17 protein-coding genes and 1 pseudogene are annotated in these 21,490 nt (G+C 74.1%); 12 read left to right on the plus strand and 6 right to left on the minus strand.

Annotated elements, in window-relative coordinates; translation table 11 throughout:
• The first annotated feature begins 3 nt into the window (after nucleotides 1-3).
• The 5 genes and pseudogenes from BJF86_RS00270 to BJF86_RS00290 all read left to right on the plus strand — a co-directional run bounded on the left by BJF86_RS00270 (nucleotide 4) and on the right by BJF86_RS00290 (nucleotide 8,442).
• Nucleotides 4-5,047 (plus strand): annotated as a pseudogene (locus BJF86_RS00270) (DEAD/DEAH box helicase).
• A gap of 158 nt (nucleotides 5,048-5,205) precedes the next feature.
• Nucleotides 5,206-6,099 carry a hypothetical protein gene (locus tag BJF86_RS00275; protein ID WP_075816504.1) on the plus strand — a complete coding sequence of 298 codons (894 nt, stop codon included), beginning with the start codon at nucleotides 5,206-5,208 and terminating at the stop codon, nucleotides 6,097-6,099.
• Nucleotides 6,100-6,585, plus strand: coding sequence for an ATP-binding cassette domain-containing protein (locus tag BJF86_RS19430; protein ID WP_083652592.1), 486 nt, complete (start codon nucleotides 6,100-6,102; stop codon nucleotides 6,583-6,585).
• The gene (locus tag BJF86_RS00285) at nucleotides 6,582-7,592 is read left to right on the plus strand and encodes a hypothetical protein (RefSeq protein ID WP_075816505.1); all 1,011 of its coding nucleotides are present in this window, start codon (nucleotides 6,582-6,584) and stop codon (nucleotides 7,590-7,592) included. The genes BJF86_RS19430 and BJF86_RS00285 overlap by 4 nt, the downstream gene beginning before the upstream one ends.
• On the plus strand, nucleotides 7,585-8,442 hold the full coding sequence (locus BJF86_RS00290) for a DNA-formamidopyrimidine glycosylase family protein (protein WP_075816506.1): 858 nt from the start codon (nucleotides 7,585-7,587) through the stop codon (nucleotides 8,440-8,442). Before BJF86_RS00285 ends, BJF86_RS00290 begins: the two co-directional genes overlap by 8 nt.
• Here BJF86_RS00290 and BJF86_RS00295 read toward each other — a convergent pair.
• Nucleotides 8,436-9,830, minus strand: a complete 1,395-nt coding sequence (locus tag BJF86_RS00295; protein WP_075816507.1) for a DUF6395 domain-containing protein — start codon at nucleotides 9,828-9,830, stop codon at nucleotides 8,436-8,438. The two genes, BJF86_RS00290 and BJF86_RS00295, sit on opposite strands and share 7 nt — an antisense overlap.
• Nucleotides 9,831-9,883: 53 nt before the next feature.
• Here BJF86_RS00295 and BJF86_RS18220 point away from each other — a divergent pair, with 53 nt between their 5' ends.
• Complete coding sequence (locus tag BJF86_RS18220) at nucleotides 9,884-10,330, plus strand: alpha-amylase family glycosyl hydrolase (protein WP_269087243.1); 447 nt, start codon at nucleotides 9,884-9,886, stop codon at nucleotides 10,328-10,330.
• 42 nt (nucleotides 10,331-10,372) lie between these two features.
• Complete coding sequence (locus tag BJF86_RS18225; protein WP_202817288.1) at nucleotides 10,373-10,720, plus strand: DUF3459 domain-containing protein; 348 nt, start codon at nucleotides 10,373-10,375, stop codon at nucleotides 10,718-10,720.
• Between the two features lie 58 nt (nucleotides 10,721-10,778).
• On the opposite strand, the gene BJF86_RS00310 is transcribed toward BJF86_RS18225, so the two are convergent.
• Genes BJF86_RS00310 through rimO form a run of 4 tightly spaced genes read right to left on the minus strand, consistent with a single transcriptional unit; the run spans nucleotide 10,779 to nucleotide 13,843 of the window.
• Nucleotides 10,779-11,114 (minus strand): helix-turn-helix domain-containing protein, encoded by a 336-nt coding sequence (locus tag BJF86_RS00310; RefSeq protein ID WP_033418823.1) that lies wholly within the window; start codon nucleotides 11,112-11,114, stop codon nucleotides 10,779-10,781.
• 2 nt (nucleotides 11,115-11,116) lie between these two features.
• A complete protein-coding gene (locus BJF86_RS00315) occupies nucleotides 11,117-11,713 on the minus strand; it encodes a CinA family protein (RefSeq protein ID WP_075816510.1) in 597 nt (198 codons plus the stop codon).
• 7 nt (nucleotides 11,714-11,720) lie between these two features.
• Entirely contained in the window at nucleotides 11,721-12,323 is a 603-nt protein-coding gene (gene pgsA, locus BJF86_RS00320) for a CDP-diacylglycerol--glycerol-3-phosphate 3-phosphatidyltransferase (protein ID WP_075816511.1), read from the minus strand.
• Nucleotides 12,320-13,843 (minus strand): 30S ribosomal protein S12 methylthiotransferase RimO, encoded by a 1,524-nt coding sequence (rimO, locus tag BJF86_RS00325; protein ID WP_075816512.1) that lies wholly within the window; start codon nucleotides 13,841-13,843, stop codon nucleotides 12,320-12,322. The genes pgsA and rimO overlap by 4 nt, the downstream gene beginning before the upstream one ends.
• A gap of 75 nt (nucleotides 13,844-13,918) precedes the next feature.
• Here rimO and BJF86_RS00330 point away from each other — a divergent pair, with 75 nt between their 5' ends.
• Complete coding sequence (locus BJF86_RS00330; protein WP_075816513.1) at nucleotides 13,919-15,061, plus strand: dipeptidase; 1,143 nt, start codon at nucleotides 13,919-13,921, stop codon at nucleotides 15,059-15,061.
• Between the two features lie 43 nt (nucleotides 15,062-15,104).
• On the opposite strand, the gene BJF86_RS00335 is transcribed toward BJF86_RS00330, so the two are convergent.
• On the minus strand, nucleotides 15,105-17,762 hold the full coding sequence (locus BJF86_RS00335) for an FtsK/SpoIIIE family DNA translocase (RefSeq protein ID WP_237768009.1): 2,658 nt from the start codon (nucleotides 17,760-17,762) through the stop codon (nucleotides 15,105-15,107).
• Nucleotides 17,763-18,092: 330 nt separating this feature from the next.
• Between BJF86_RS00335 and BJF86_RS00340 the strand changes: the two genes are divergently transcribed.
• The 4 genes from BJF86_RS00340 (at nucleotide 18,093) to BJF86_RS00355 (ending at nucleotide 21,478) form a co-directional block, all read left to right on the plus strand.
• A complete protein-coding gene (locus BJF86_RS00340) occupies nucleotides 18,093-18,410 on the plus strand; it encodes a hypothetical protein (RefSeq protein ID WP_143553602.1) in 318 nt (105 codons plus the stop codon).
• A 2-nt stretch (nucleotides 18,411-18,412) separates the two neighbouring features.
• Complete coding sequence (locus tag BJF86_RS00345; RefSeq protein WP_143553603.1) at nucleotides 18,413-20,209, plus strand: M91 family zinc metallopeptidase; 1,797 nt, start codon at nucleotides 18,413-18,415, stop codon at nucleotides 20,207-20,209.
• Nucleotides 20,209-20,976 (plus strand): hypothetical protein, encoded by a 768-nt coding sequence (locus BJF86_RS00350; protein WP_075816517.1) that lies wholly within the window; start codon nucleotides 20,209-20,211, stop codon nucleotides 20,974-20,976. Before BJF86_RS00345 ends, BJF86_RS00350 begins: the two co-directional genes overlap by 1 nt.
• Nucleotides 20,977-21,094: 118 nt before the next feature.
• On the plus strand, nucleotides 21,095-21,478 hold the full coding sequence (locus tag BJF86_RS00355) for a 2TM domain-containing protein (RefSeq protein WP_075816518.1): 384 nt from the start codon (nucleotides 21,095-21,097) through the stop codon (nucleotides 21,476-21,478).
• Nucleotides 21,479-21,490: the final 12 nt, after the last annotated feature.

A 21,490-nucleotide genomic window follows, 5' to 3' on the forward strand; every position in this document is an offset into this window, starting at 1 on the left:
GAGGTGCTGAGGCGCTTCTCCCCTGCCACCCGGGCCTGGTTCGACGCATCCTTCGCCGGACCGACCCCCGCGCAGCTCGGTGCGTGGGACGCGATCAGCCGCGGCGAGCACACCCTCGTCGTCGCCCCCACGGGCTCCGGCAAGACGCTCTCGGCCTTCCTGTGGGCCATCGACCAGATCACTGCCCACCCGCGCGCACCGCGACCGGCACGTCCCGCCCGCGGTCGACGAGGGAAGAACGGGCAGGAGCCCGCCGCTCAACCGGAGGAGCCGGGCCGCTGCCGCGTGCTCTACGTCTCCCCGCTCAAGGCGCTCGCCGTCGACGTGGAGCGCAACCTGCGCAGCCCGCTGGTCGGCATCGGCCACGCCGCACGCCGCCTGGGCCAGGACGCGCCCTCGGTCAGCGTGGCGGTGCGCTCCGGCGACACCCCGGCCGCCGAGCGCCGCGCCTTCGCCAAGGACGGCGCCGAGATCCTCATCACCACCCCCGAGTCGCTCTTCCTGCTCCTCACCTCCCAGGCCCGCAGCGCCCTCACCGGGGTCGAGTCCGTCATCGTCGACGAGGTGCACGCCGTCGCCGGCACCAAGCGTGGGGCGCACCTCGCGCTGACCCTCGACCGGCTGGACCACCTCCTCCCCCGCCCCGCGCAGCGGATCGGCCTGTCGGCCACGGTGCGCCCGGTCGAGGAGGTGGCGCGCTACCTCGCCGGCGGTCGTCCGGTGAGCACGGTGCAGCCGCCGTCCACCAAGAGCTGGGACCTCGAGGTCGTCGTCCCGATCCCGGACATGGCCGACCCGGGCGCACCGAGCGGCCGGACGCACCCGGGGGCGGCCCGGCGCAGCGGGGCACGGCGTCCGACGACTGGACCGGACAGAAGGTCGACGCCGCGGACGACGACGCCGAGGGCGACGACACCGGCGACGCGACGCTCGACGAGGGTCTCGATGACACCGGGGGTGCCGACTCCGGCGACGACCTCCCCCTCGGCACCGGGCCGGTGCTGCCCGACCTGGAGGGTGGCGGGCAGCTCGAGGAGGACGTCTGGGCACCAGCCCCCGACCCGGAGGAGCGCGCCTCGATCTGGCCGCACATCGAGCGCCGGGTGACCGACCTGGTGTCGGCACAGACCTCGACGCTGGTCTTCACCAACTCCCGGCGGGTCGCCGAGCGCTTCACCTCCCGGCTCAACGAGGAGTGGGACGAGCGGCACAGCGAGGACGAGCCGGAGGAGGAGGACGCCGAGGCCGGCGACCGGCATACCTCACGCTCGCCCGCCCAGGTGATGGCCCAGTCCGGCTCGGGCGGGGCAGCCCCGCCGGTGCTCGCGCGGGCCCACCACGGGTCGGTGAGCAAGGAGCAGCGCGGCGAGATCGAGGACGCGCTGAAGACCGGGCAGCTGCCCGCCGTGGTCGCCACCAGCAGCCTCGAGCTCGGCATCGACATGGGTGCCGTCGACCTCGTCGTGCAGGTCGCGAGCCCGCCGAGCGTCGCCTCCGGGCTGCAGCGCGTCGGCCGCGCCGGGCACCAGGTCGGCGCCACCAGCCACGGCGCCTTCTTCCCCACGCACCGGGCCGACCTGGTGCAGACCGCCGTCGTGGTCGACCGCATGCGAGCCGGCGCGATCGAGCAGCTCTCGGTCCCCAGCAACCCGCTCGACGTCCTCGCTCAGCAGGTCGTGGCGATGCTCGCGATGGAGGACTGGTCGGTCACCGACCTCTTCGAGCTGGTGCGCCGCAGCGCCTCCTACGCCGCACTGCCCCGCTCGCTCTTCGACGCGGTGCTCGACATGCTCGCCGGGCGCTACCCCGGCGAGGACTTCGCCGACCTGCGCCCGCGGATCGTGTGGGACCGCGTCACCGACACCCTCAGCGCGCGTCGTGGCGCCCAGCTGCTCGCGGTCACCTCCGGCGGCACCATCCCCGACCGCGGGATGTATGCCGTCATGCTCGCCAGCGGCGAGGGCCCCGGCCGCCGGGTGGGCGAGCTGGACGAGGAGATGGTCTACGAGTCGCGCGTCGGCGACGTCTTCACCCTCGGCACGACGAGCTGGCGGATCGAGGACATCACCCACGACCAGGTGCTCGTCACGCCCGCACCGGGTCAGATCGGCCGGCTGCCGTTCTGGAAGGGCGAGTCGCTCGGGCGGCCCGCCGAGCTGGGCGCGGCCGTGGGCGAGTTCGTGCGTCGGATCGCGGGCCAGCCGCAGGAGGCCGCCCGGGGCGAGCTCGCCGAGCGTGGGCTGGACCGTTTCGCCGCCGACAACCTCGTCACCTACCTCGCTGACCAGCGCGAGGCCGTCGGACACCTCCCGGACGACCGGACCATCGTCATCGAGCGCTTCCGTGACGAGATCGGCGACTGGCGGGTCGTCGTGCACTCGCCCTGGGGCAGCCCGGTCCACGCCCCCTGGGCGCTGTGCCTGGCGGTCCGGATGCGCGAGCGCTTCGGCACCGAGGTGCAGGCGCTGGCCGCCGACGACGGCATCGTGCTGCGCCTGCCCGACCTCGGCGGCTGGGACGACCCGGGCGAGGGCATACCGTCTGGCGGGACGCCGGGAGAGGGCATGCCCTCCGGCGGCGACGCACGGCGCGACGGCGGCGACGCCGCGCGGCTGGACGCCGAGATCGCCGAGCTGCTGACCCTCGACCCGGACGAGGTCGCCGACCTGGTGACCCAGGAGATCGGCGGGTCGGCGCTCTTCGCCTCGCGCTTCCGCGAGTGCGCCGCGCGGGCGCTGCTGCTGCCGCGGCGCAACCCGGGCAAGCGGCAGCCGCTGTGGCAGCAGCGGCAGCGCTCGGCCCAGCTGCTCGAGGTCGCCGCGCGCTACCCGACCTTCCCCATCGTCCTGGAGGCGGTGCGCGAGTGCGTGCAGGACGTCTACGACGTCGACGCGCTGCGGGAGCTCATGCGCTCCCTGGCCTCCCGCCAGGTGCGGCTCGTCTCGGTCGCCACCCCGCGGCCCTCGCCCTTCGCGTCCTCGCTGCTCATGGGCTACATCGCGCAGTTCCTCTACGAGGGCGACTCGCCGCTGGCCGAGCGGCGAGCGGCCGCCCTCTCCCTCGACGCCGGGTTGCTCGCCGAGCTGCTCGGGCGGGGCGAGGGCGCGGCGCTGCGCGACCTGCTGGACCCCGAGGTCGTGGCCCGGACCGAGGCCGAGCTGCAGCGGTTGGCGCCCGACCGGCAGGCGCGCGACGCCGAGGAGGTCGTCGACCTGCTGCGCGTGCTCGGCCCGCTGAGCCGCGAGGAGGTGCGCGCCCGCACCGTCGAGGAGCAGCGCGCGCAGGTGGACGGCTGGGTGGACTCGCTGGTCGAGGGGCGACGCGTCATCGAGGTGCGGGTCGCCGGGGAGCAGCGCCTGGCGGACGCGCAGGACGCCGCCCGGCTGCGCGACGCGCTCGGCGTGGCGATGCCGGTCGGGGTGCCCGCCGCCTTCCTCGAAGGGGTGGAGGACCCGCTCGCCGACCTCGTCGTACGGCACGCGCGCACCCACGCGCCCTTCACGCTGGAGTCCCTCGCGACCCGGCTGGGGCTCGGCAGCGCCGTCGTGCGGGACGCGGTGCGGCGGCAGGTCTCGTCGGGCCGGCTCGTGATGGGGGCGCTCGCGCCGTCGGGCACCGGGGAGGACGACGTCTGCGACGCCGAGGTGCTGCGGCTGCTGCGCCGCCGGTCGCTGGCGGCGCTGCGGCAGGAGGTCGAGCCCGTCACCCAGGCGGCGTATGCCCGCTTCCTGCCCCGCTGGCAGTCCGTCGGCGAGCTGCGCGGGCTGGACGGCACGCTGCGCGCGGTCGAGCAGCTCGCCGGCGCCCGGGTGCCCGCCTCCGCGCTGGAGTCGCTCGTGCTGCCCGCCCGGGTCGTCGACTACACGCCGGCGCTGCTGGATGAGCTGATGAGCTCTGGCGACGTCCTCTGGCAGGGGCACGGCTCGCTGCCCGGTGACGACGGCTGGGTCTCGCTGCACCTCGCCGACACCGCGCACCTCACGATGGCGGTGCCCGAGGGGGGCGAGGCTGATGCGCTCGTCGAGGACGAGCGGGCCGGGGCAGTGCTGGAGGTGCTGGAGCGGGTCGTGGGCGGCGCCTACTTCTTCCGCGCGCTGAGCGACGCCGTGGGCTCGCTCGACGACCAACGGCTCGCAGGCACGCTGTGGGACCTCGTCTGGTCCGGCCGCGTGAGCGCCGACACCTACGCCCCGGTGCGGGCGCTGCTCGCCGGTGGTCGCACCACGCACAAGTCGCGGCGTGCCCCCTCGCGCGGGGGGCGGTGGTCGCGGACCTCGGTCGCCCTGTCCGCCTCGTCGGCGTCGTCCGTCTCCCGGACGGGCCGTCCGTCACGCCCGAGCCGGTCGGGGCCACCCACGACCGTGGGACGCTGGTCGCTGCTGCCGCCGGTCGAGACCGACCCGACGGTGCGCGCCCTGGCGGGCGCCGAGCAGCTGCTCGACCGCTACGGCGTCCTCACCCGTGGCTCGGTCGTCGCCGAGGGCGTGGCGGGCGGGTTCGCCGGGGTCTACCGCGTGCTCTCGGGGGCCGAGGAGGCCGGTCGCGTGCGGCGCGGGTACGTCGTCGAAGGGCTGGGTGCCGCGCAGTTCGGCAGCACCGGTGCCATCGACCGGCTGCGTGCTCTGGACCGGCAGCGCTCGGAGAGCCCGGCGCCCGGCGAGACGGAGGCCGTGCTGCTGGCGGCGACCGACCCGGCCAGCCCCTTCGGCGCGAGCGTGCCGTGGCCCGCGCTCGACGACGAGGTGACCCACCGCCCGGCCCGCAAAGCCGGGTCGATGGTGGTGCTGTTCGACGGCTCGCTCGCGGTCTACCTGGAGCGCGGTGGGCGCAGCGCGCTCACCTTCGCCCCGCCGCCGGAGGCACAGCCAGAGCAGGTCTGGCGCTCGGTGGCCGGCGCCCTGGTCACCGCGGTGCGTCGCGGCACACTCGGCGGCATCACCATCGCCAAGATCGACGGTGGCGGCGCGCTCTCGTCCACCCACCCGCTGGCCGGGCCTGCGACGCGGGTTTCCACACCGCCCCGCAAGGCCTGCGGCTGCGCCGCTGACCCGGGCGCCACCCCGGCGTGGCCCCGGTCCTGAACGCCAGAGCCGGGAACTCGCCCGACCCGAGCGGCCCTGGCGTTCACGTGAACGCTGGAGCCGTTCGCGGCCCGCGAGTCGCCGGCACGATCAGTGCGCCTGATTGGCGCCCTAGCCTGGGGCGATGCACGAGCCGCCGCAGGACGTCAGCACCGACGAGGTGCTGCAGCGGGTGCGGACCCTCTGGGACCCCGAGGTGACGGCGCTGGAGCACTTAGCCGTCGGTTTCGGCGGCTGGCACTGGCGGGCGGACGCACGGGGAGAGCCGCGGTGGTTCGTGACCCTCGACCCGCCGCTGTGGCACACCGCGGAGTCGGCCGAGGCGACGTATGCCGCGGCCGCCTCCCTCGCGGCCACCCTGACCTGCGTGCACGCGTCCGTGCCCTCCGCGCAGGGGCGCTTCACGAGCACGCTCGGGCCGGGATGGCTGAGCCTGACCCCGTGGGTGACCGGGCGCCGACCGACGACGATCGACGCCGACGCGGTGCGGGCCGTGCGCGACCTGCACGCGGCACCGGCACCCGAGGGCATCCTGACCTGGGAGCCGGCCGTGAGCCCCGAGCTCGTCGACGAACTCGCGGCCTTGACGGCCGAGCCGTGGACCGCGGGGCCGCTCGGCGAGCCCGCCCGGCGCGCGGTGCGCGCCGGGCTGGCGGACGTCAGGCGCGGGCTCACGGCATACCTGCGCCTCCTCGACCGGCTCGACCCCTCCGCCTATGTCCCCACCCACGGTGAACCCGGCGTGCACAATCAGTGGCGGGCCGACGACGGTCGCCTGCTGCTCCTCGACTGGGAGACGCTGCGGCTCGCACCTCGAGAGCGCGACGTCCTCGCCGGGTATGCCGACCTCCTCCCGCACGACCCGGCGTTGCTGGACCTCGTCCGGCTGGAGTGGCAGCTCAGCGAGGTGGGCTCCTACGCCGAGTGGCTGCACGGCCCGCACCAGGACGACGCCGACACCCGCACCGCGCTGGGCGGGCTTCGGGAGGAGCTCGCCGGGCTGGCTGCGACGCGATGAATGCGTGGCGGCGAGCCGCCACGGCACGTAGGGTGCGGCCCATCTGGAACCGCAGGGGTCCGCGACCCCGTCGTCCAGGTCGAACGCGCCGGCGAGGCGCTGGCGCGCGTCGACGACGGCGCCAGTGCTGCCCTCGCCACCGCGCTGGAGTCGGCCCGACGGCACGACGCGTGGGAGATCGACCACCGGACGGACAAGGTCGTGCACGGGCTCGGTCTCGCACACCTTCCCCGCCGGCGCACCGCAGCCGACCTGTCCGGGGGTCAGCTGTCCCGGCTCTCGCTCGCCTGGAGGCTGCTGCGCACCCCCGACACGCTGCTGCTGGACGAGCCCACCAACCACCTGTCCCTCTTGCTCGTCTCCGAGCTCGAGCTCGGCCTGCCCGACTTCCCGGGCGCCGTGGTGGTGGCCAGCCACGACCGGTGGCTCCGCGAGGACTGGGTGGGTGAGCGGCTCGAGCTGCCCGGCGAGACACTGGAGCGGTGACCACGACCCCCATCACCCGGCGCACCGGGCTGAACCGCACCGTGCTGCTGCGGGCAGGTGCGCCGTGGCACGGGCACCGGGCGGGACGGGTCCTCGGTGCGACCGGGCTGTCCGGCATCGTCGCGGACGCCGCGGCCCGGGCGGCGGTGGCCCTCGACGACGCCCCGCTGGTCACCCTCGACCGCACGCTGGTGGCCGGGGAGCAGTGGGCCGAGGCCGTCGCGGAGCAGTGGACGGACGCGCTGGCGCACCTGCTGCAGACGTTGCGCTCCCCCACCGACGACGACCGGGCGGCACGGGAGGAGTGGGGCGAGGAGGACTGGGCGCGCTGGGCGTCGGTGCGGCAGGTCGTGCTCTGCGGCGGGGTCGTCGCCGGCGAGCTCGGGCGGCGGGCATCCCGAGACCCGCGCGTCGTCGCGCAGCGCGCCGAGCTGGCCCCTGAGCCCGGCCGCGCACCCCTGCTGGGTCTGGCCGCCGGGCTGGCCGACGGGCTCGTGCTCGACCTGGGTCACAGCAGCATCAAGGCCGCCGCGGTCTGCGACGGTGTCCTCGCGAGGACAACGGGTATGCCGGTGCCCTGGCGGCCGTTCGACACCAGCACGTGGCCGTCGCCGGACACCGTCCTGGGTCTCGTGGTCGAGGCCGCGCGGGACGCCATGGACCCATCCGGTCCCGACGACAGAGACCTGGAGGTGCGCGTGGCGATCGCCAACTACGTCGTCGACGGCCTGCTCGACGACGACCCGACCTACGGCACCCTGCCCTCCCGCGGGCCGGACCCGCGCCGGGTTCTCGGGCACGCGCTGACCCGGGGCCTGCGTCGCCCCTGCGCAGTGACCGTCCTCCTCAACGACGGTGCCGCCGCCGCACTCGGGGTGCGGAGCACGCAGCCCGCAGCGGACGCGCGAGTGGGCCCCAGCCGCCACGACGACCAGGGCCGGGGGGAAGCGACGACCGCCGTCATCAGCATCGGCACCTCGCTCGGTCTGGGGTTCGCCGATGCCTGAGGGTGACGCGGTGTGGCGCACCGCCCGACGGCTGCACCAGGGGCTGGCCGGCGTGGCCCTGGAGGGATCGGACCTCCGGGTGCCGGCGCACGCGACCGCCGACCTGTCCGGCCGCCGCACCCTTGAGGTCGTCCCCCGCGGCAAGCACCTGCTGCACCGGGTGGAGGGTGACATCACCGTGCACAGCCACCTGCGGATGGAGGGCTCCTGGCGGGTCCACCCGGTGGGGCGGCGGCACGCGCTGGGGCGACGGCATACCGTGCGGGCGCTGCTGTGGACGCCGCAGCGGGTCGCGGTCGGCGACTCCCTCGGGATGCTCGAGCTGGTGCGGACCAGCGAGGAGGACCGGGTCGTGGGGCACCTCGGCCCCGACCTGCTCGACCCCGCGTACGACGCGGACACGGCCCTGGCCAACGTGCGCGCAGACCCGGGCCGCACCATCACCGAGGCCTGCCTGGACCAGCGCAACGTGGCGGGCATGGGCACGATCTTCACCGCCGAGCCGCTCTTCCTGCTGGGGATCAACCCCTGGACGCCCGTCGGCGACCTCGCCGAGGAGCAGGTGGTCGAGCTGCTGGCGACCGCCCGGCGGCTGCTGGTGCTGAGCTGCCGGACCGGCCGCACGACCATCACGGGCCGTGGGGACGTCAACGACGACGACGCGTGGGTGCACGGCCGGATGGGGTTGCCGTGCAAGCGCTGCGGCACGACGATCCGGCTTGCCCCGATCGGCCAGCAGCCGCAGCAGCGGGTGATGTTCTCCTGCCCGACCTGCCAGGGCGGCCTCGCCCCCACCGACGACGGTCGGCCCCAGTCGCCGCTCGGCCACGGCCGGCGCCCGACCTACTGAGGCCCGCGCCCGACACGCCCAGCGAACACCCGTCGCGCCCGGGCGCGCACGACCCGGCGCACCCGGCCGACGGCGCGCGGCACCAGGTCCTGCGGGGGGTGGGCGGCGAACCACGCCTCCAGCCCGGCCTGTGCCCGCGAGCGGTCCAGGCCGCGCACGTCGTAGGAGCGCACGGCGGCCTCCTCCTCGGCGCTCATGGGCGGCGCGACCCGGTGCAGGCGCTCGGCCACCTCCCGCCGATAGCGCTCCGGCACGAGCGCCAGCGCGGGCTCGTAGGACCGGTCCAGCCAGTCCATCGGGTCCGGGCCGGTCTTGGCCGCGACCAGCCGCATCAGGGCGCTGTCGCCGCCGTCGGCGAGGTAGCGGTGGACCGTCCGGGCGATCACCGGCTCGACCTTGATCGGGTCGGCCAGCAGATGGCCCCGCGGCTCCTGCCCACGCCACTGCCGCTCCAGCGCCGGGGCGGAGGGCCAGGCGCCGGTGACCGCGCCGGCGAGCAGGGTCTTGCGGGCGCACTTGGCGCACCGCCCGCAGGGACGCCCGAGCCGACGGCCGCGCACGCACGACTGCGCCGCCTCCCCGAGCGGATGGGTGTGCACGATGCGGCTGGTCACGACCTCGGACACCCCGGCGACCGGCACGCACACCTCCAGCCCCACCGCGGCGAAGACCCCGCCCCACTCCTTGAGGAAGGGCGAGTCGGCGAAGTCGCGGTAGTAGCCCCGCTGCAGCCGGTAGGTCGCCTCCAGCGGCGCGCCCCAGGCCACGGCGTCCAGCCGGTCGCGGTCGGCGTGGAGCAGCAACGGCACCGCCGTGGTGAAGTCGTGCGGGAACCCCATGGCGGCGCGGAGGTACTCCACGTCGCTGCGGACCACCTCCACCGGCCACCCCTGGGCGCGCAGCCGCTCGCACGACTCCTCGGCTGCCCGGGTGACGAACATCGTGGCCCGCGGGTCGCCTCGCGGGGCCCGCCGCAGCAGGTGGTAGGACCGGGTGCTGCCCGGCATGACCGCGAGCGTCGCGACGCTGTCGGTGCCACCGCTGAAGCACAACCCGGGCGCCCCGTCTCCCTCGGCGGGTCTCACGCGTGGCGCCACGTCGCGGTCCGCCGAGGTCAACCGCAGGCCCGGCCCCTCGCGCAGCGCCCGGGCGAGGACAGGACTCGCCGTCACCGAGGTGGTCACCGGGACCTTCCGGACGATCCAGGGCCGGGCCGACAGGACGGCCGAGAGCACGAGCAGGTCGGGGTGCACCTCGCCCGGGCGCACCCCCACCTCGAAGCACGCGGTATGCCGCGCCAGGGCGCCCTTGCGCTCATCCGGCTCCCCCGCGCCAGGCACCAGCCGGACCTGCACGCGGCCGGGCTCGTGCGTGATGTCGAGGTGCATCAGCGCGCTCGGGCGACGGTGGCGGGCATGGCCCCGGAGCGTACCTGCCCCGGCTGTGCGACCTCGGCGTCGACATCCTCTGGCTCATGCCGATCAACCCGATCGGCGAGCAGAACCGCAAGGGCGGGCTCGGCTCCCCCTACGCCGTGCGCGACTACCTCGCGGTCAACCCCGAGTTCGGGACGCTGGAGGACCTACGCGGCTTCGTCGACTACGACCAGCCCGGGCTGCGGGAGTACATGGCCGACGCCATGGCTCACTGGGTCCGCGAGGCCGACGTCGACGGCTTCCGCTGCGACGTCGCGGGCTACGTGCCGTTGGACTTCTGGGAGGCGGCGCGTGCCCAGCTGGAGCAGATCAAGCCGGTCTTCCTGCTCACCGAGTGGGAGAACCGCGACCTGCACGTGGGTGCCTTCGACGCGACGTATGCCTGGTCCTGGAACGAGACCATGCACCACATCGCGCACGGCCGGGCCAGCGCCACCGACCTCAAGGTCTAGGCCGGCAACGACCGGCGGCTCACCTTCTCCGACAAGGACGAGATCGTCTGGCGCGAGGACCCGCAGGGCGAGCTCTACCGTCGCCTCTTCGCGCTGAAGAAGCAGCACCCGGCGCTGTGGAACGCCGCCTGGGGCGCGCGCATGGTGCGGGTGCCCCACGACGGCGAGGACCGGGTCATCAGCTTCGTGCGGGTGCCCGAGTCCGGGGATGCCGTCGTCGCGGCCTTCAACCTCAGCGACGCCCCGGCGTCGGTCACCCTCGGGGTGGCGCCGGGTCAGGACCTCGCCTACGTCGACGCCACGGACGGCAGCACGGTCGAGTATGCCGAGGGCTCGGTCTGGCAGCTCCCGGCCTGGGGCTACCGGGTGGGGGTCACGCCGCAGGAGTGAGCGCCAGCGGTCGCTCCGGCGAGGGCCGGTCAGACGATCGTGGTCAGGTGTGCGTCGCTCAGGCGGCGGAGACGACCGCGTCGCGGCGCGGCATACGCCGGGTGTCGATCGTCGTGGCCAGGCCCTCGGTGAGCACCGTGGTCATCTGCGCCTCGGCCGTCTCGGTCAGGCTGACCCGGTCGGCGACCGTCGACAGCATCTCGGACAGCGGCACGTCGAGCGCCCGGCAGATGGAGGCGAGCAGCTCGGAGCTGGCCTCCTTCTCCCCGCGCTCGATCTCGGAGAGGTAGCCCAGCGAGCAGGACGCCGAGGAGCTGACCTCGCGCAGGGTGCGCCCCTGCGTCTGGCGCGTCTCGCGGAGCGCGTCACCCAGCTCACGTCGAAGTAGCACCATCGTCAACCCTCCTCGTCCTCTCTCCGGGTGTCCGTGTCGGTGGTCATCCCGTCGCCGTGCCTGCCCGGTGCGGCGGATGCCGTCGCGGCAGGTCGTACCTCTACCGTACCCCGTGCGGCCGACAGACCCTCGGTCAGCCGTCCTCGCAGCAGCTCCAGCGCCGCCGTCACGGTGCCGGCGCGGATGTCGTCACGGAGTCCACGCAGGGTCAACACCTGGTGACCCACGACCTGTTCCCCGTGGGCGAGCGCGAGGTGGACGGTGCCGACCGGGTGGCCCTCGCTGGGGTCCGGGCCGGCGACGCCGGTGGTGGCGACGCACCAGTCGACGCCCAGCGCCCGCGCCCCGCCGAGGGCCATCGCCTCGGCGCACTCCTGGGAGACGGTGCCGTGCTCACTGACGACCTGGGCCGGGACGCCGAGCACCGCCTCCTTCACCGCCGCGGCGTAGGCCACGACCGCGCCGCGGACCGCGGCGCTCGCGCCGGGCACGTCGGTGAGGGCGGCGCAGACCAGGCCGCCGGTGAGCGACTCGGCGGTGCCCACGCTCTCGCCCCGCTCGCGCAGCGCGGCCACCACCTGGGCGGCCGGGCTCCTCACGACCCGCTCATGTGCCGGGCCTGGCGAAGGCCTGGCGCACGTAGTCGATGCCGGTGACGACCGTGACGACGGCCGCGGCATACATCACCCAGAGCCCGAGGGTGTCGAGCACGCCGCCCAGCGGGGCCAGCACGACGGCGATGCCGATGGCCTGCAGCACCGTCTTGAGCTTGCCTCCACGGCTGGCGGGGATGACGCCGCGGCGGATGACGACGAAGCGCATGAGGGTGATGCCGACCTCCCGGACGAGGATGACCACGGTCACCCACCAGGGCAGCAGGGCCAGCAGCGAGAGCCCGATGAGGGCCATCCCGATGAGCGCCTTGTCGGCGATCGGGTCCATGAGCTTGCCGAAGGCGGTGATGAGGCCGTGCTTGCGGGCCAGGTGCCCGTCCACCCAGTCGGTGCCGATCGCGACGAGGAAGACGACCAGCGCCCACCACCGCAGGCCCACGTCCTCGCCGCCCTCGGCGAGCAGCAGCCAGCCGAAGAGCGGGACGAGCAGGATGCGCAGCACGGTGAGCGCGTTGGGGAGGTTCCAGGACGAGACCCGCTCCGGCGCCGCCGCGGTCGCGATCTCCGGGCCGTCGGGATCGTGCGGGCCGATCACCGCGCGCCCCCTGCGGGTCCCTGCGGCACCGCCACGAGGTCGACACCCTCGGACCCCACCACGAGGGCGGTGACGAGGTCGCCGGGGGCGAGGTCGGGCAGACCCCCGTCGCCGGTGACGAGATAGGTCACGCCGTCGACGTCCGGCCCCTGCTGGCCGGCGCGCCCCACCAGCCGCGGCTCGCCCTCGGGGTCGGCGTCGTCGGTCTCCACCGACTCCACGAGCACCTCGACGACGGTCCCGACGCGGTCGGCGGCACGCTGGGCGGTGAGCTCCTCGACCAGCGCCTGCACCTGCTCGACCCGCTCGCGGACGACGTCCTCGTCGAGCTTGTCGGCATACCCCTCCGCCTCGGTGCCGTCCTCGTCGGAGTAGCCGAAGACCCCGACGACGTCCAGCCGGGCCTCCACGAGGAAGGCGGTGAGCTCAGCGAGGTCCTCCTCGGTCTCGCCGGGGAAGCCGACGATGACGTTGGTGCGGATCCCGGCCTCGGGGACCCGGGCGCGGACCTGCTCCAGCAGCCCGAGGAAGGACGCGCGGTCGCCGAGGCGGCGCATCCGCCGCAGCAGCGGGCCGGAGGCGTGCTGGAAGGAGATGTCGAAGTAGGGCACCACGCCCGGGGTGCCCGCCATCGCGTCGAGGAGGTCGGGGCGGATCTCGGCCGGCTGGAGGTAGGAGACGCGCACCCGCTCGACCCCGGGCACCTGCGTCAGCTCGGGCAGCAGCGCGTCGACGAGGCGCAGGTCGCCGAGGTCCTTGCCGTAGGACGTGGTGTTCTCGCTGACGAGGAAGACCTCCGTGACGCCGCGCTCCCCCAGCCAGGCGGCCTCGGCGAGGATCTCCTGCGGCGTCCGCGACACGAAGGCGCCGCGGAACATCGGGATCGCGCAGAACGCGCAGCGCCGGTCGCAGCCGGAGGCGATCTTGAGCGGCGCCCAGGGGCGGCCGTCGAGCCGCGCCCGCACGACGCGGGGCCCGGTGGCCGGGGCGACCTGCTCCAGCGGGACGTCGGGCTCCGCGACGGTCCGCTCGGGCCGGGCGGGCTGCTGGTGGCCGGGCAGCGCCACGCCCGCGGCGGAGGTGTGCCGGTCGCGCGGCGTGATCGGCAGCAACCGACGGCGGTCGCCGGGCACGTGCGAGGGCACCGTCTCCCCGGCCAGGATGCTGCGCAGGTGCGTCGACATGTCGCGGTAGGAGTCGAAGCCGAGCACCGCGTCGGCCTCGGGAAGCTCGGCGGCGAGCTGCTCGCCGTAGCGCTCGGCCATGCAGCCGACGGCCACGACCTTCTGGGTGCGGCCGGTCTCCTTGAGGTCGCCCGCCTCCAGCAGCGCGTCGATCGAGTCCTTCTTGGCCTGCTCGACGAAGCCGCAGGTGTTGACCACGGCGACGTCGGCCTCGGCGGCGTCGTCGACGAGCGTCCAGCCCTCGGAGGCGAGGCGGCCGGCCAGCTCCTCGGAGTCCACCTCGTTGCGGGTGCACCCGAGGGTGACGACGGCGACGCTGCGGGTGGACGTGGACATTCCTCGAGTGTAGGTCGGCGCGGGGGTCGCGACCTAGCGGCGACGCCGTCGCGCGGGGCGTGGTCTGATGGGCCGGTGACCGACCCCACCCTCCCCGACCTGCCGGTCCTCGATGGCCACAACGACCTGCCGTGGGCGCTGCGCGAGCTCGTCGGCACCGAGCGTGCGCTCGAGGTCGACCTCGCGACGGACACGTCGGCGCGCGGCCTGCACACCGACCTGCCGCGGCTGCGGCGCGGCGGGGTGGGCGGGCAGTTCTGGTCGGTCTACGTCCCCTCGGCGCTGCCCGAGGCGGACGCGGTCGTGGCCACGCTGGAGCAGGTCGACCTGGTGCACCGCATGGTCGCGAGGTATGCCGACCGCCTCGCGCTCGCGACGACCGCGGCACAGGTGGAGTCGGCGATGGCGGGCGGCCGGGTGGCCTCGCTGCTCGGGGCCGAGGGCGGGCACTCGATCGGTTCCTCCCTCGGGGTGCTCCGGGCGCTGCACCGGCTGGGGGTGCGCTACCTGACGCTGACGCACAACCACAACACGCCCTGGGCGGACAGCGCGACCGACGAGCCGGAGCACGGCGGGCTGACCGATCTCGGACGCGAGATCGTGCGCGAGATGAACCGGCTCGGCATGCTGGTCGACCTCTCCCACGTCGCGGCCACGACGATGCGGGACGCGCTCGCGGCGTCGGCCGCCCCGGTGATCTTCAGTCACAGCAACGCGCTCGCCCTGTGCGGCTCGCCGCGCAACGTGCCCGACGACGTGCTGGTCACCATGGCGGGCCAGGGTGGGGTCTGCATGGCGACCTTCGTGCCGCAGTTCGTGGCGCAGGACTGCTGGGAGTGGAAGGTCGAGTCGCGCGAGGCCGCCCGGGCCGCCGGCGTCGACCCCAACGACCACCCGGTGATGACCGCCTTCAGCCTGGCCCGGCAGGAGCGGCACCCCCGGCCCGAGGCGACCCTGGCGCAGGTGGCCGACCACCTCGACCACCTGCGGGAGGTCGCCGGGGTGGAGCACGTCGGTCTCGGGGGCGACTTCGACGGCACCGAGCAGGTCGTCGTCGGGCTCGAGGACGTCTCGACCTACCCGGCGCTGCTCGCCGAGCTGGCCCGACGCGGCTGGAGCGAGGCCGACCTGCGCGGCCTCACCCACGGCAACGTGCTGCGCGTCCTGCGCGACGTCGAGGCGGTGGCCGGACACGAGGGGTCTCCGGTCGGGTCCTGACCTCGCACCGGGTCACCGGGTGCGCTCGGTCCCGCCTGTGCGCTCAGTCCCGGCCGGTGAGGCCCCAGGCGTCCTCGCTCTCGGGCTCCTCGTCGTCCTCGACGTAGCTGCCGCTGATCGGGTCGCCGTCGTAGCGGTCCTCGCGCGGCGCTCGCCCGGCGCCTGGCGCGGAGCCGCCGGCCGCGGCATACCGCACCTCGTCGCTGTCGTCGCCCTCACCGTCGGCGACCTCGGTCGGGTCGGCGTCGAAGGGGGAGCTGTCGCTCTCGACGTCCGGGCGCGGCGGATCCTGGCCCTGCAGCAGCGCAAGTGTGGACTCCAGGTCGTCCGGCTTGACCAGGACGTCGCGGGCCTTGCTGCCCTCGGAGGGCCCGACGATGCCGCGACTCTCCATGAGGTCCATGAGCCGCCCGGCCTTGGCGAAGCCGACGCGCAGCTTGCGCTGCAGCATCGAGGTCGACCCGAACTGCGTCGTGACCACCTGCTCGGTCGCCTGCAGCAGCAGGTCGAGGTCGTCGCCGATGTCCTCGTCGATCTGCTTCTTGGCCGGGGTCGCGAGGACCTCCTCGACGTACTTCGGCTTGAGCTGACCGGTGACGTGCGCGACGACGTCGTGGATCTCGGACTCGCTGACCCACGAGCCCTGCACCCGCATCGTCTTGCTCGCGCCCATCGGCAGGAAGAGCGCATCACCCATGCCGATGAGCTTCTCCGCGCCGGGCTGGTCGAGCACGACGCGCGAGTCGGCGAGCGAGGAGGTCGCGAAGGCCATCCGGCTCGGCACGTTGGCCTTGATCAGGCCGGTGACGACGTCGACGCTGGGTCGCTGCGTCGCCAGCACGAGGTGGATGCCGGCGGCGCGGGCGAGCTGGGTGATCCGGACCACCGACTCCTCGACGTCGCGCGGCGCGACCATCATGAGGTCGGCGAGCTCGTCGACGACCACGAGCAGGTAGGGGTAGGGCTGGAGCACCCGCTCCGAGCCCGGGGGCGGGGTGACCTTGCCGGCCCGGATCGCCTTGTTGAAGTCGTCGATGTGCTTGTAGCCGAAGGCCGCCAGGTCGTCGTAGCGGTGGTCCATCTCCTTGACCACCCAGGCCAGCGCCTCGGCCGCCTTCTTGGGGTTGGTGATGATCGGCGTGATGAGGTGCGGGATCCCCTCGTAGGCCGTCAGCTCGACCCGCTTGGGGTCGACGAGGATGAGGCGCACCTCGTCCGGCGTCGACCGCATGAGGACCGAGGTGATCATCGAGTTGACGAAGCTCGACTTGCCCGAGCCGGTGGCCCCGGCGACGAGCATGTGGGGCATCTTCGCGAGGTTGGCGATGACGTAGCCGCCCTCGACGTCCTTGCCCACCCCCATGACCATCGGGTGCGTGTTGTTGCGTGCCGTCTGGCTGCGCAGGACGTCGCCCAGGCTGACGTTCTCGCGGTCCGCGTTGGGGATCTCCACACCCACCGCCGACTTGCCCGGGATGGGCGAGAGGATGCGCACGTCGGCGCTGGCGACGGCATACGCGATGTTCTTGGAGAGCGCCGTGATGCGCTCGACCTTGACGCCCGGCCCGAGCTCGACCTCATAGCGGGTGACCGTCGGGCCGCGGGTGAAGTCGGTGACCTGGGCGTCGATGTTGAAGTCCTCGAGCACGCCGGTGAGCGCCTCAACCACCTTGTCGTTGGCCTCCGAGCGCTCCTTGTGCGGGGTGCCCGGCTTGAGCAGCACCGACTCCGGGAGGGTGTACGTGACGTCGCCGGCGAGCTGCAGCTGCTCCACCCGCTGCGGGAGCTGGGTCGTCGGGGGCGCCTCGAGCTCGGGCTTGGCGGTCTGCTTGGACTTCTCGACGGCCGAGGGGGCCGCGGGACGCTTCTGCCCCGGCCGCAGCGCGGGGATCTCCTCGGTCGAGTCACCCTCGGCGCGCGCGCCGCGTCGGCGGGAACCGGCGCCGGCGGCGGGCTTCGAGGCGGGCTGAGGGGCGTCGCCGGTGCGGTCGGGGTCCTCCGCCGGGCGCTGGCGAGCAGCGGCACCGCGCCGGGGCCTGCGCCCCTTCGCCGCCCGGTCGACCTCGGCAGCCTGCTCGAAGGCGACGTCGCCGTCGCGGGGGCCGTCGAGGTCGCCGGCGCCGCGCCGGGCACGTGGCAGCGGGTTGCCGTCCTCGTCGACCCGGTCGAAACGGGCAGAGTCGAAGAGCTGCTGCTCGACCTCGCGGATGCGGTCGGGGATCCGGTGCACCGGGGTGCGGGTGAGCACGAGCAGGCCGAAGACGCCCAGCAGGCTGAGCACGATGTATGCCCCGGTCACGGTGATCGCCGAGGCGGGGATCGAGGAGGCGATGAAGCCGAGGATGCCGCCGGAGCGCTGCAGCACGTGCGAGCCCTCGGCGTAGTCGGGGTTGCCGGTGGCCAGGTGCGCGATGCCGCTGGCCGCGACGAGCATGGCCGTGGTGCCGATGCTCATTCGGTTGGTGGCCTGCTGCTCGTCCGGCGCGCGGAAGAGGCGGACGGCGAAGAAGACGAGGACGGCGGGCAGGATGAGCGCCACCCGCCCGAAGGTGCCGGCCGCGGCCACGTGGATGACGTCCCCCACGAAGCCGTCCAGGCCCCACCACTCGCGCAGGGCGACGACCAGGGCGAGCGCGAGGAGCAGGAAGCCGGCGCCGTCGCGCCGGTGCTCGGGCTCGAGGTCGTGGGCCGTGTCGGTCATGGCGCGCACGGTGCCGCCGGTCACCCCGGCGATGCCGCGCATCGCCCGCCCGGGCAGCGACGGACCGTCGGAGGCGCGGGAGCGCGGCGCCGAGCTGCGGCCGGAGCCGGAGGTGCTCCGCCCCTTGGTGGACGTCGTCCGGCTCGCCGGGCGCCGGGAGGCACTGCCGGAGCCGGCACGGGTCGAGGTCGTCGCAGTCTTGGCCACGGTCGCACCGTACCCAATGTTCACCTCCGCCACAGGGGTCCCACGCCGGGTTCGTTGATACAGTGACGGCACGTCGTGCAGGGGCCGCGGCGTATGCCACCAGCTCACGCCGAAGGGGTTCAGATGACGGTCTACGGGGATCCTGCCGTGCTCAACGCGGTCGGCGACGACCGGATGCAGGACGGCAAGGGTGTGAGGGAGGCGCTCGGCCGCGGTGGCGAGGTGGCCACCATGCCTGCCGGGGCCACCGGCCCGGCAGGTGAGGGGTCCGGCGTCGAGGCGTCCTGGAGCGAGGCGATGGACACGCTCACCCGCACGATGGACCACCTGTCCTCCACGCTGGAGAACGACGGCTACCACCTGCAGCGGGCCTCGCTCGAGATCGACGAGGCCATGAACGAGTGCAGCCCCGGCGGCTCCGCCGGACCGGCCGCCGTCTGACGATGGGCAGCACGACGGTCACCGACCTCTGGACCTTCCCCGTCGATCTCGGCTGGCTCGCGGACGCGACAGCGCGCACCCACGCGATCGCCAGCACGCTCGACGGCACGTGGGCCGATGTGGGCCGCGGCATCACCTCGCTGGAGTGCTCGTGGTCCTGTGCCCGCGCGGACAGCTACCTCGGGTATGCCGTCGACCTGAGGTCGGCCCTGACCTCGGCGACCGGCGGGGCGAGCCTGCTGTCCGAGGCGACCAGAGTCCTCCAGGAGCGGCTGGAGGAGGCGCGCGACGAGCTGGGCCTGTCGTGGCTCGCTGCCCGCGTCGGCAGCACCCACGCCGTCCGCAGCGGCGGGGAGGCGACGTTCACCTGGGAGGACGAGGAGCCGGAGCCCCCCGCCATCGCCCGCCAACGGGCGGTCGCGGAGCGTGCCCTGGACGAGGCTCGCTCGGCCGTCGGGAGATTCGTCTCCGCCGTACACGCCGCCACCGCCGAGCTCGCTCCGGTCGCCACCGCGTGGAGCGGTCCCGCGGGCGGTTCCCCGGGCTGGGACGTGCCCCGCGGAGGGGCGAGCGGCGTCACCGTCACCCAGCACGGCAACGGCGTCGTCATCAACTCCGGCGACCACGCGGACCAGGTCGACATCAGCGCCGACCCCAGCACCGGGGAGACCCTGGTGGTCGTCAACGGGCAGACCTACCGCTACCCCCGGGGCGTCTCGATCACCGTCAACACCGGCGGAGGCGGCGACCACATCACCATCGAGGACACGGTGCCGAACCGCATACGCCTGGTCGTCGGGGACGGCGATGACACCGTGACGGCCGACGAGAGCGGCAACCACCTCGAGGTCTACGCGAACGGCGGTCACGACACCGTGCAGACCGGCAGCGGGGTCGACTACGTCAGCGGGGGGACCGGCCACGACTACGCCGACACCGGGATGGGTGACGACTTCGTGGCCGGCGGCGCCGGCAACGACGTGCTCTACGGGATGGACGGCGACGACGCCGTGATCGGCGGGTCCGGCCAGGACTACCTGGAGGGCGCGCGCGGCGACGACGTCGTCCTGGGTGTCGACGGCGACGACATCGTCTCCGGCGGTCGCGACGACGACGTGCTCGTCGGCGGTGGCGGCGACGATTCGATGTATGCCGGGCTCGGGCAGGACGGGCTCGACGGCGGAGCGGGGCAGGACAGCACCTTCCACACCGATGGAGACACGGTCACCGGCTCCGAGGGCGGCGAGGAGGTCGTGATCGAGGACCGGGCCTGGGACGAGACCTTCGACATCTCCGGCGACGACTCGTTCGAGGCGCGGGCCGAGGCTGATCTCGACATGCTCAACAGCTCCCCCACCTCCCAAGCCCTCATCGACGAGCTCACCCGCCACGCGGAGGAGCAGGGCAGGACCTACGGCATCGACGAGACCGACGGCGGCAACAGCGCATCCTGGGGCGGGTCGGTCAACTACAACGACACCAACCTGCTCATCAGTGGGGATGCCTCGAAGCCGTGGTACGAGAACGGTCGACCGCCGACGATCGGGCTCTACCACGAGCTCGGGCACCTCAACCAGTACGAGCAGCCCGACGCCTGGGAACGCTGGAAGGACGAGAACGGTGACTCCTACACCGACGACCAGGACCAGCCGTTGCTCGAGCGGCAGAACGTCGGGCTCGAGTGGGACCACGACGACGACGACAGTACCAACGAGGCGATCGACCCGGACCACGACTACCGGTTCACGGAGAACGCGGTCCGCGAGGAGTGGGGCCTGCCACACCGGGAGAAGTACTGATGCGCGAGAGTCGGTCCCGTCCGGCCCTCGCCCGGCACCGCGCGGCGACGACGGTGCCGGCGACGATGCTGCTGGCGACGGCGGTGCTCGCGGCCTGCGGGCAGGAGGGAGACACCATGTCCGGCACCCCCACGAGCGGGACCGCGGCCACCACGTCGGACCCCACGAGGTCGGAAGCCACCGGGTCCGCTGACGCCGGTTCCGCGAGCGCGGCGACCCGCGCCGCGTCGGCGGCGGTCACCGTCGAGGCCAGTGCCACGCCCGGGTCACCGACGGAGCCGGGCCTGGACCCCGCGAGCCAGGGGCTGGCCGTGGAGTACGTCGTGCGCAACGACGGTGACCGACCGGTCCTCGTGGCCCGCGACCGTGGGCACGGTCAGCACACCGGCTCCTTCGGCCCGGAGAACGACGAGGCCGTGTGGGTGGGCGTCGAGGGCGAGGTCCTCCGGCTGCGCAAGGAGCTGCTCCCGGCCCCGGACCGGATCGACGAGGAGACCGAGACCACGCTCGGTGCGGTGCAGGTCGAGCCAGGCGGGTCGATCACCGGCACCGCCTTCGTGCGGGCCCCGCTCTCGGTGGACCTGCCCGACGACGCGCAGGACGGCGAGCCGGTCGGGCCGGAGGTCACGCAGTGGCAGCTCTGCCTGAGCGTGGCCGACGCCGACGGGCGTCAGGACGGGCGGACCGATGTCATCGGTCGGCTCAGCGCCGACCCGGGCACCGTCTGCACCGACCCCGCAGCACTGCCCGACGTCACGGGTCGGTGACCGCGCCTCCCGCCTCCTGACGCGCCACCCGGCGACCTGCTGACATCTGTCACGCCGCTCGGCGAGCGTGCGGGCATACCGTCGAGGTCACCGCAGCCGAGGAGATCGAGGAGCCGTCATGGACACGCAGGTGCCGCGCAGCCACCCCGTCAGCCCGCTCGAAGGTTCGAGCACCCCGCCACCGCTGCCCACCCCGGGCACCGGTGGCCGCGAGGAGCTGCCGCAGCAGAGCACTCCGACGCAGGAGACCCGACCGGCCGGGTGCGGGAGCGGCCGGGCCAAGCACGGTTTCGGCGGCCATGGCGGGCACGACCTCGCCTCCAGCCGGTCCCGCGTGATCGGCGCGGCCGCCTTCATCGGCATGCTCGTCGCGGTGTGGGCGCTCAGCGGTGGCGGCCACTTCTGGCCGGGCTGGGTCATGATCGGGTGGGGCATCTGCCTGGCTCCCGACGTCACGCGGCTCGTCGAGGGTCGTCACGGCCGTGGCAGCGCAGCCCGCTGAGTACGCTGCTGC

It is taken from the genome of Serinicoccus sp. CNJ-927 (genome assembly GCF_001942435.1).
GTDB classification, from domain to species: Bacteria; Actinomycetota; Actinomycetes; order Actinomycetales; family Dermatophilaceae; genus Ornithinicoccus; species Ornithinicoccus marinus.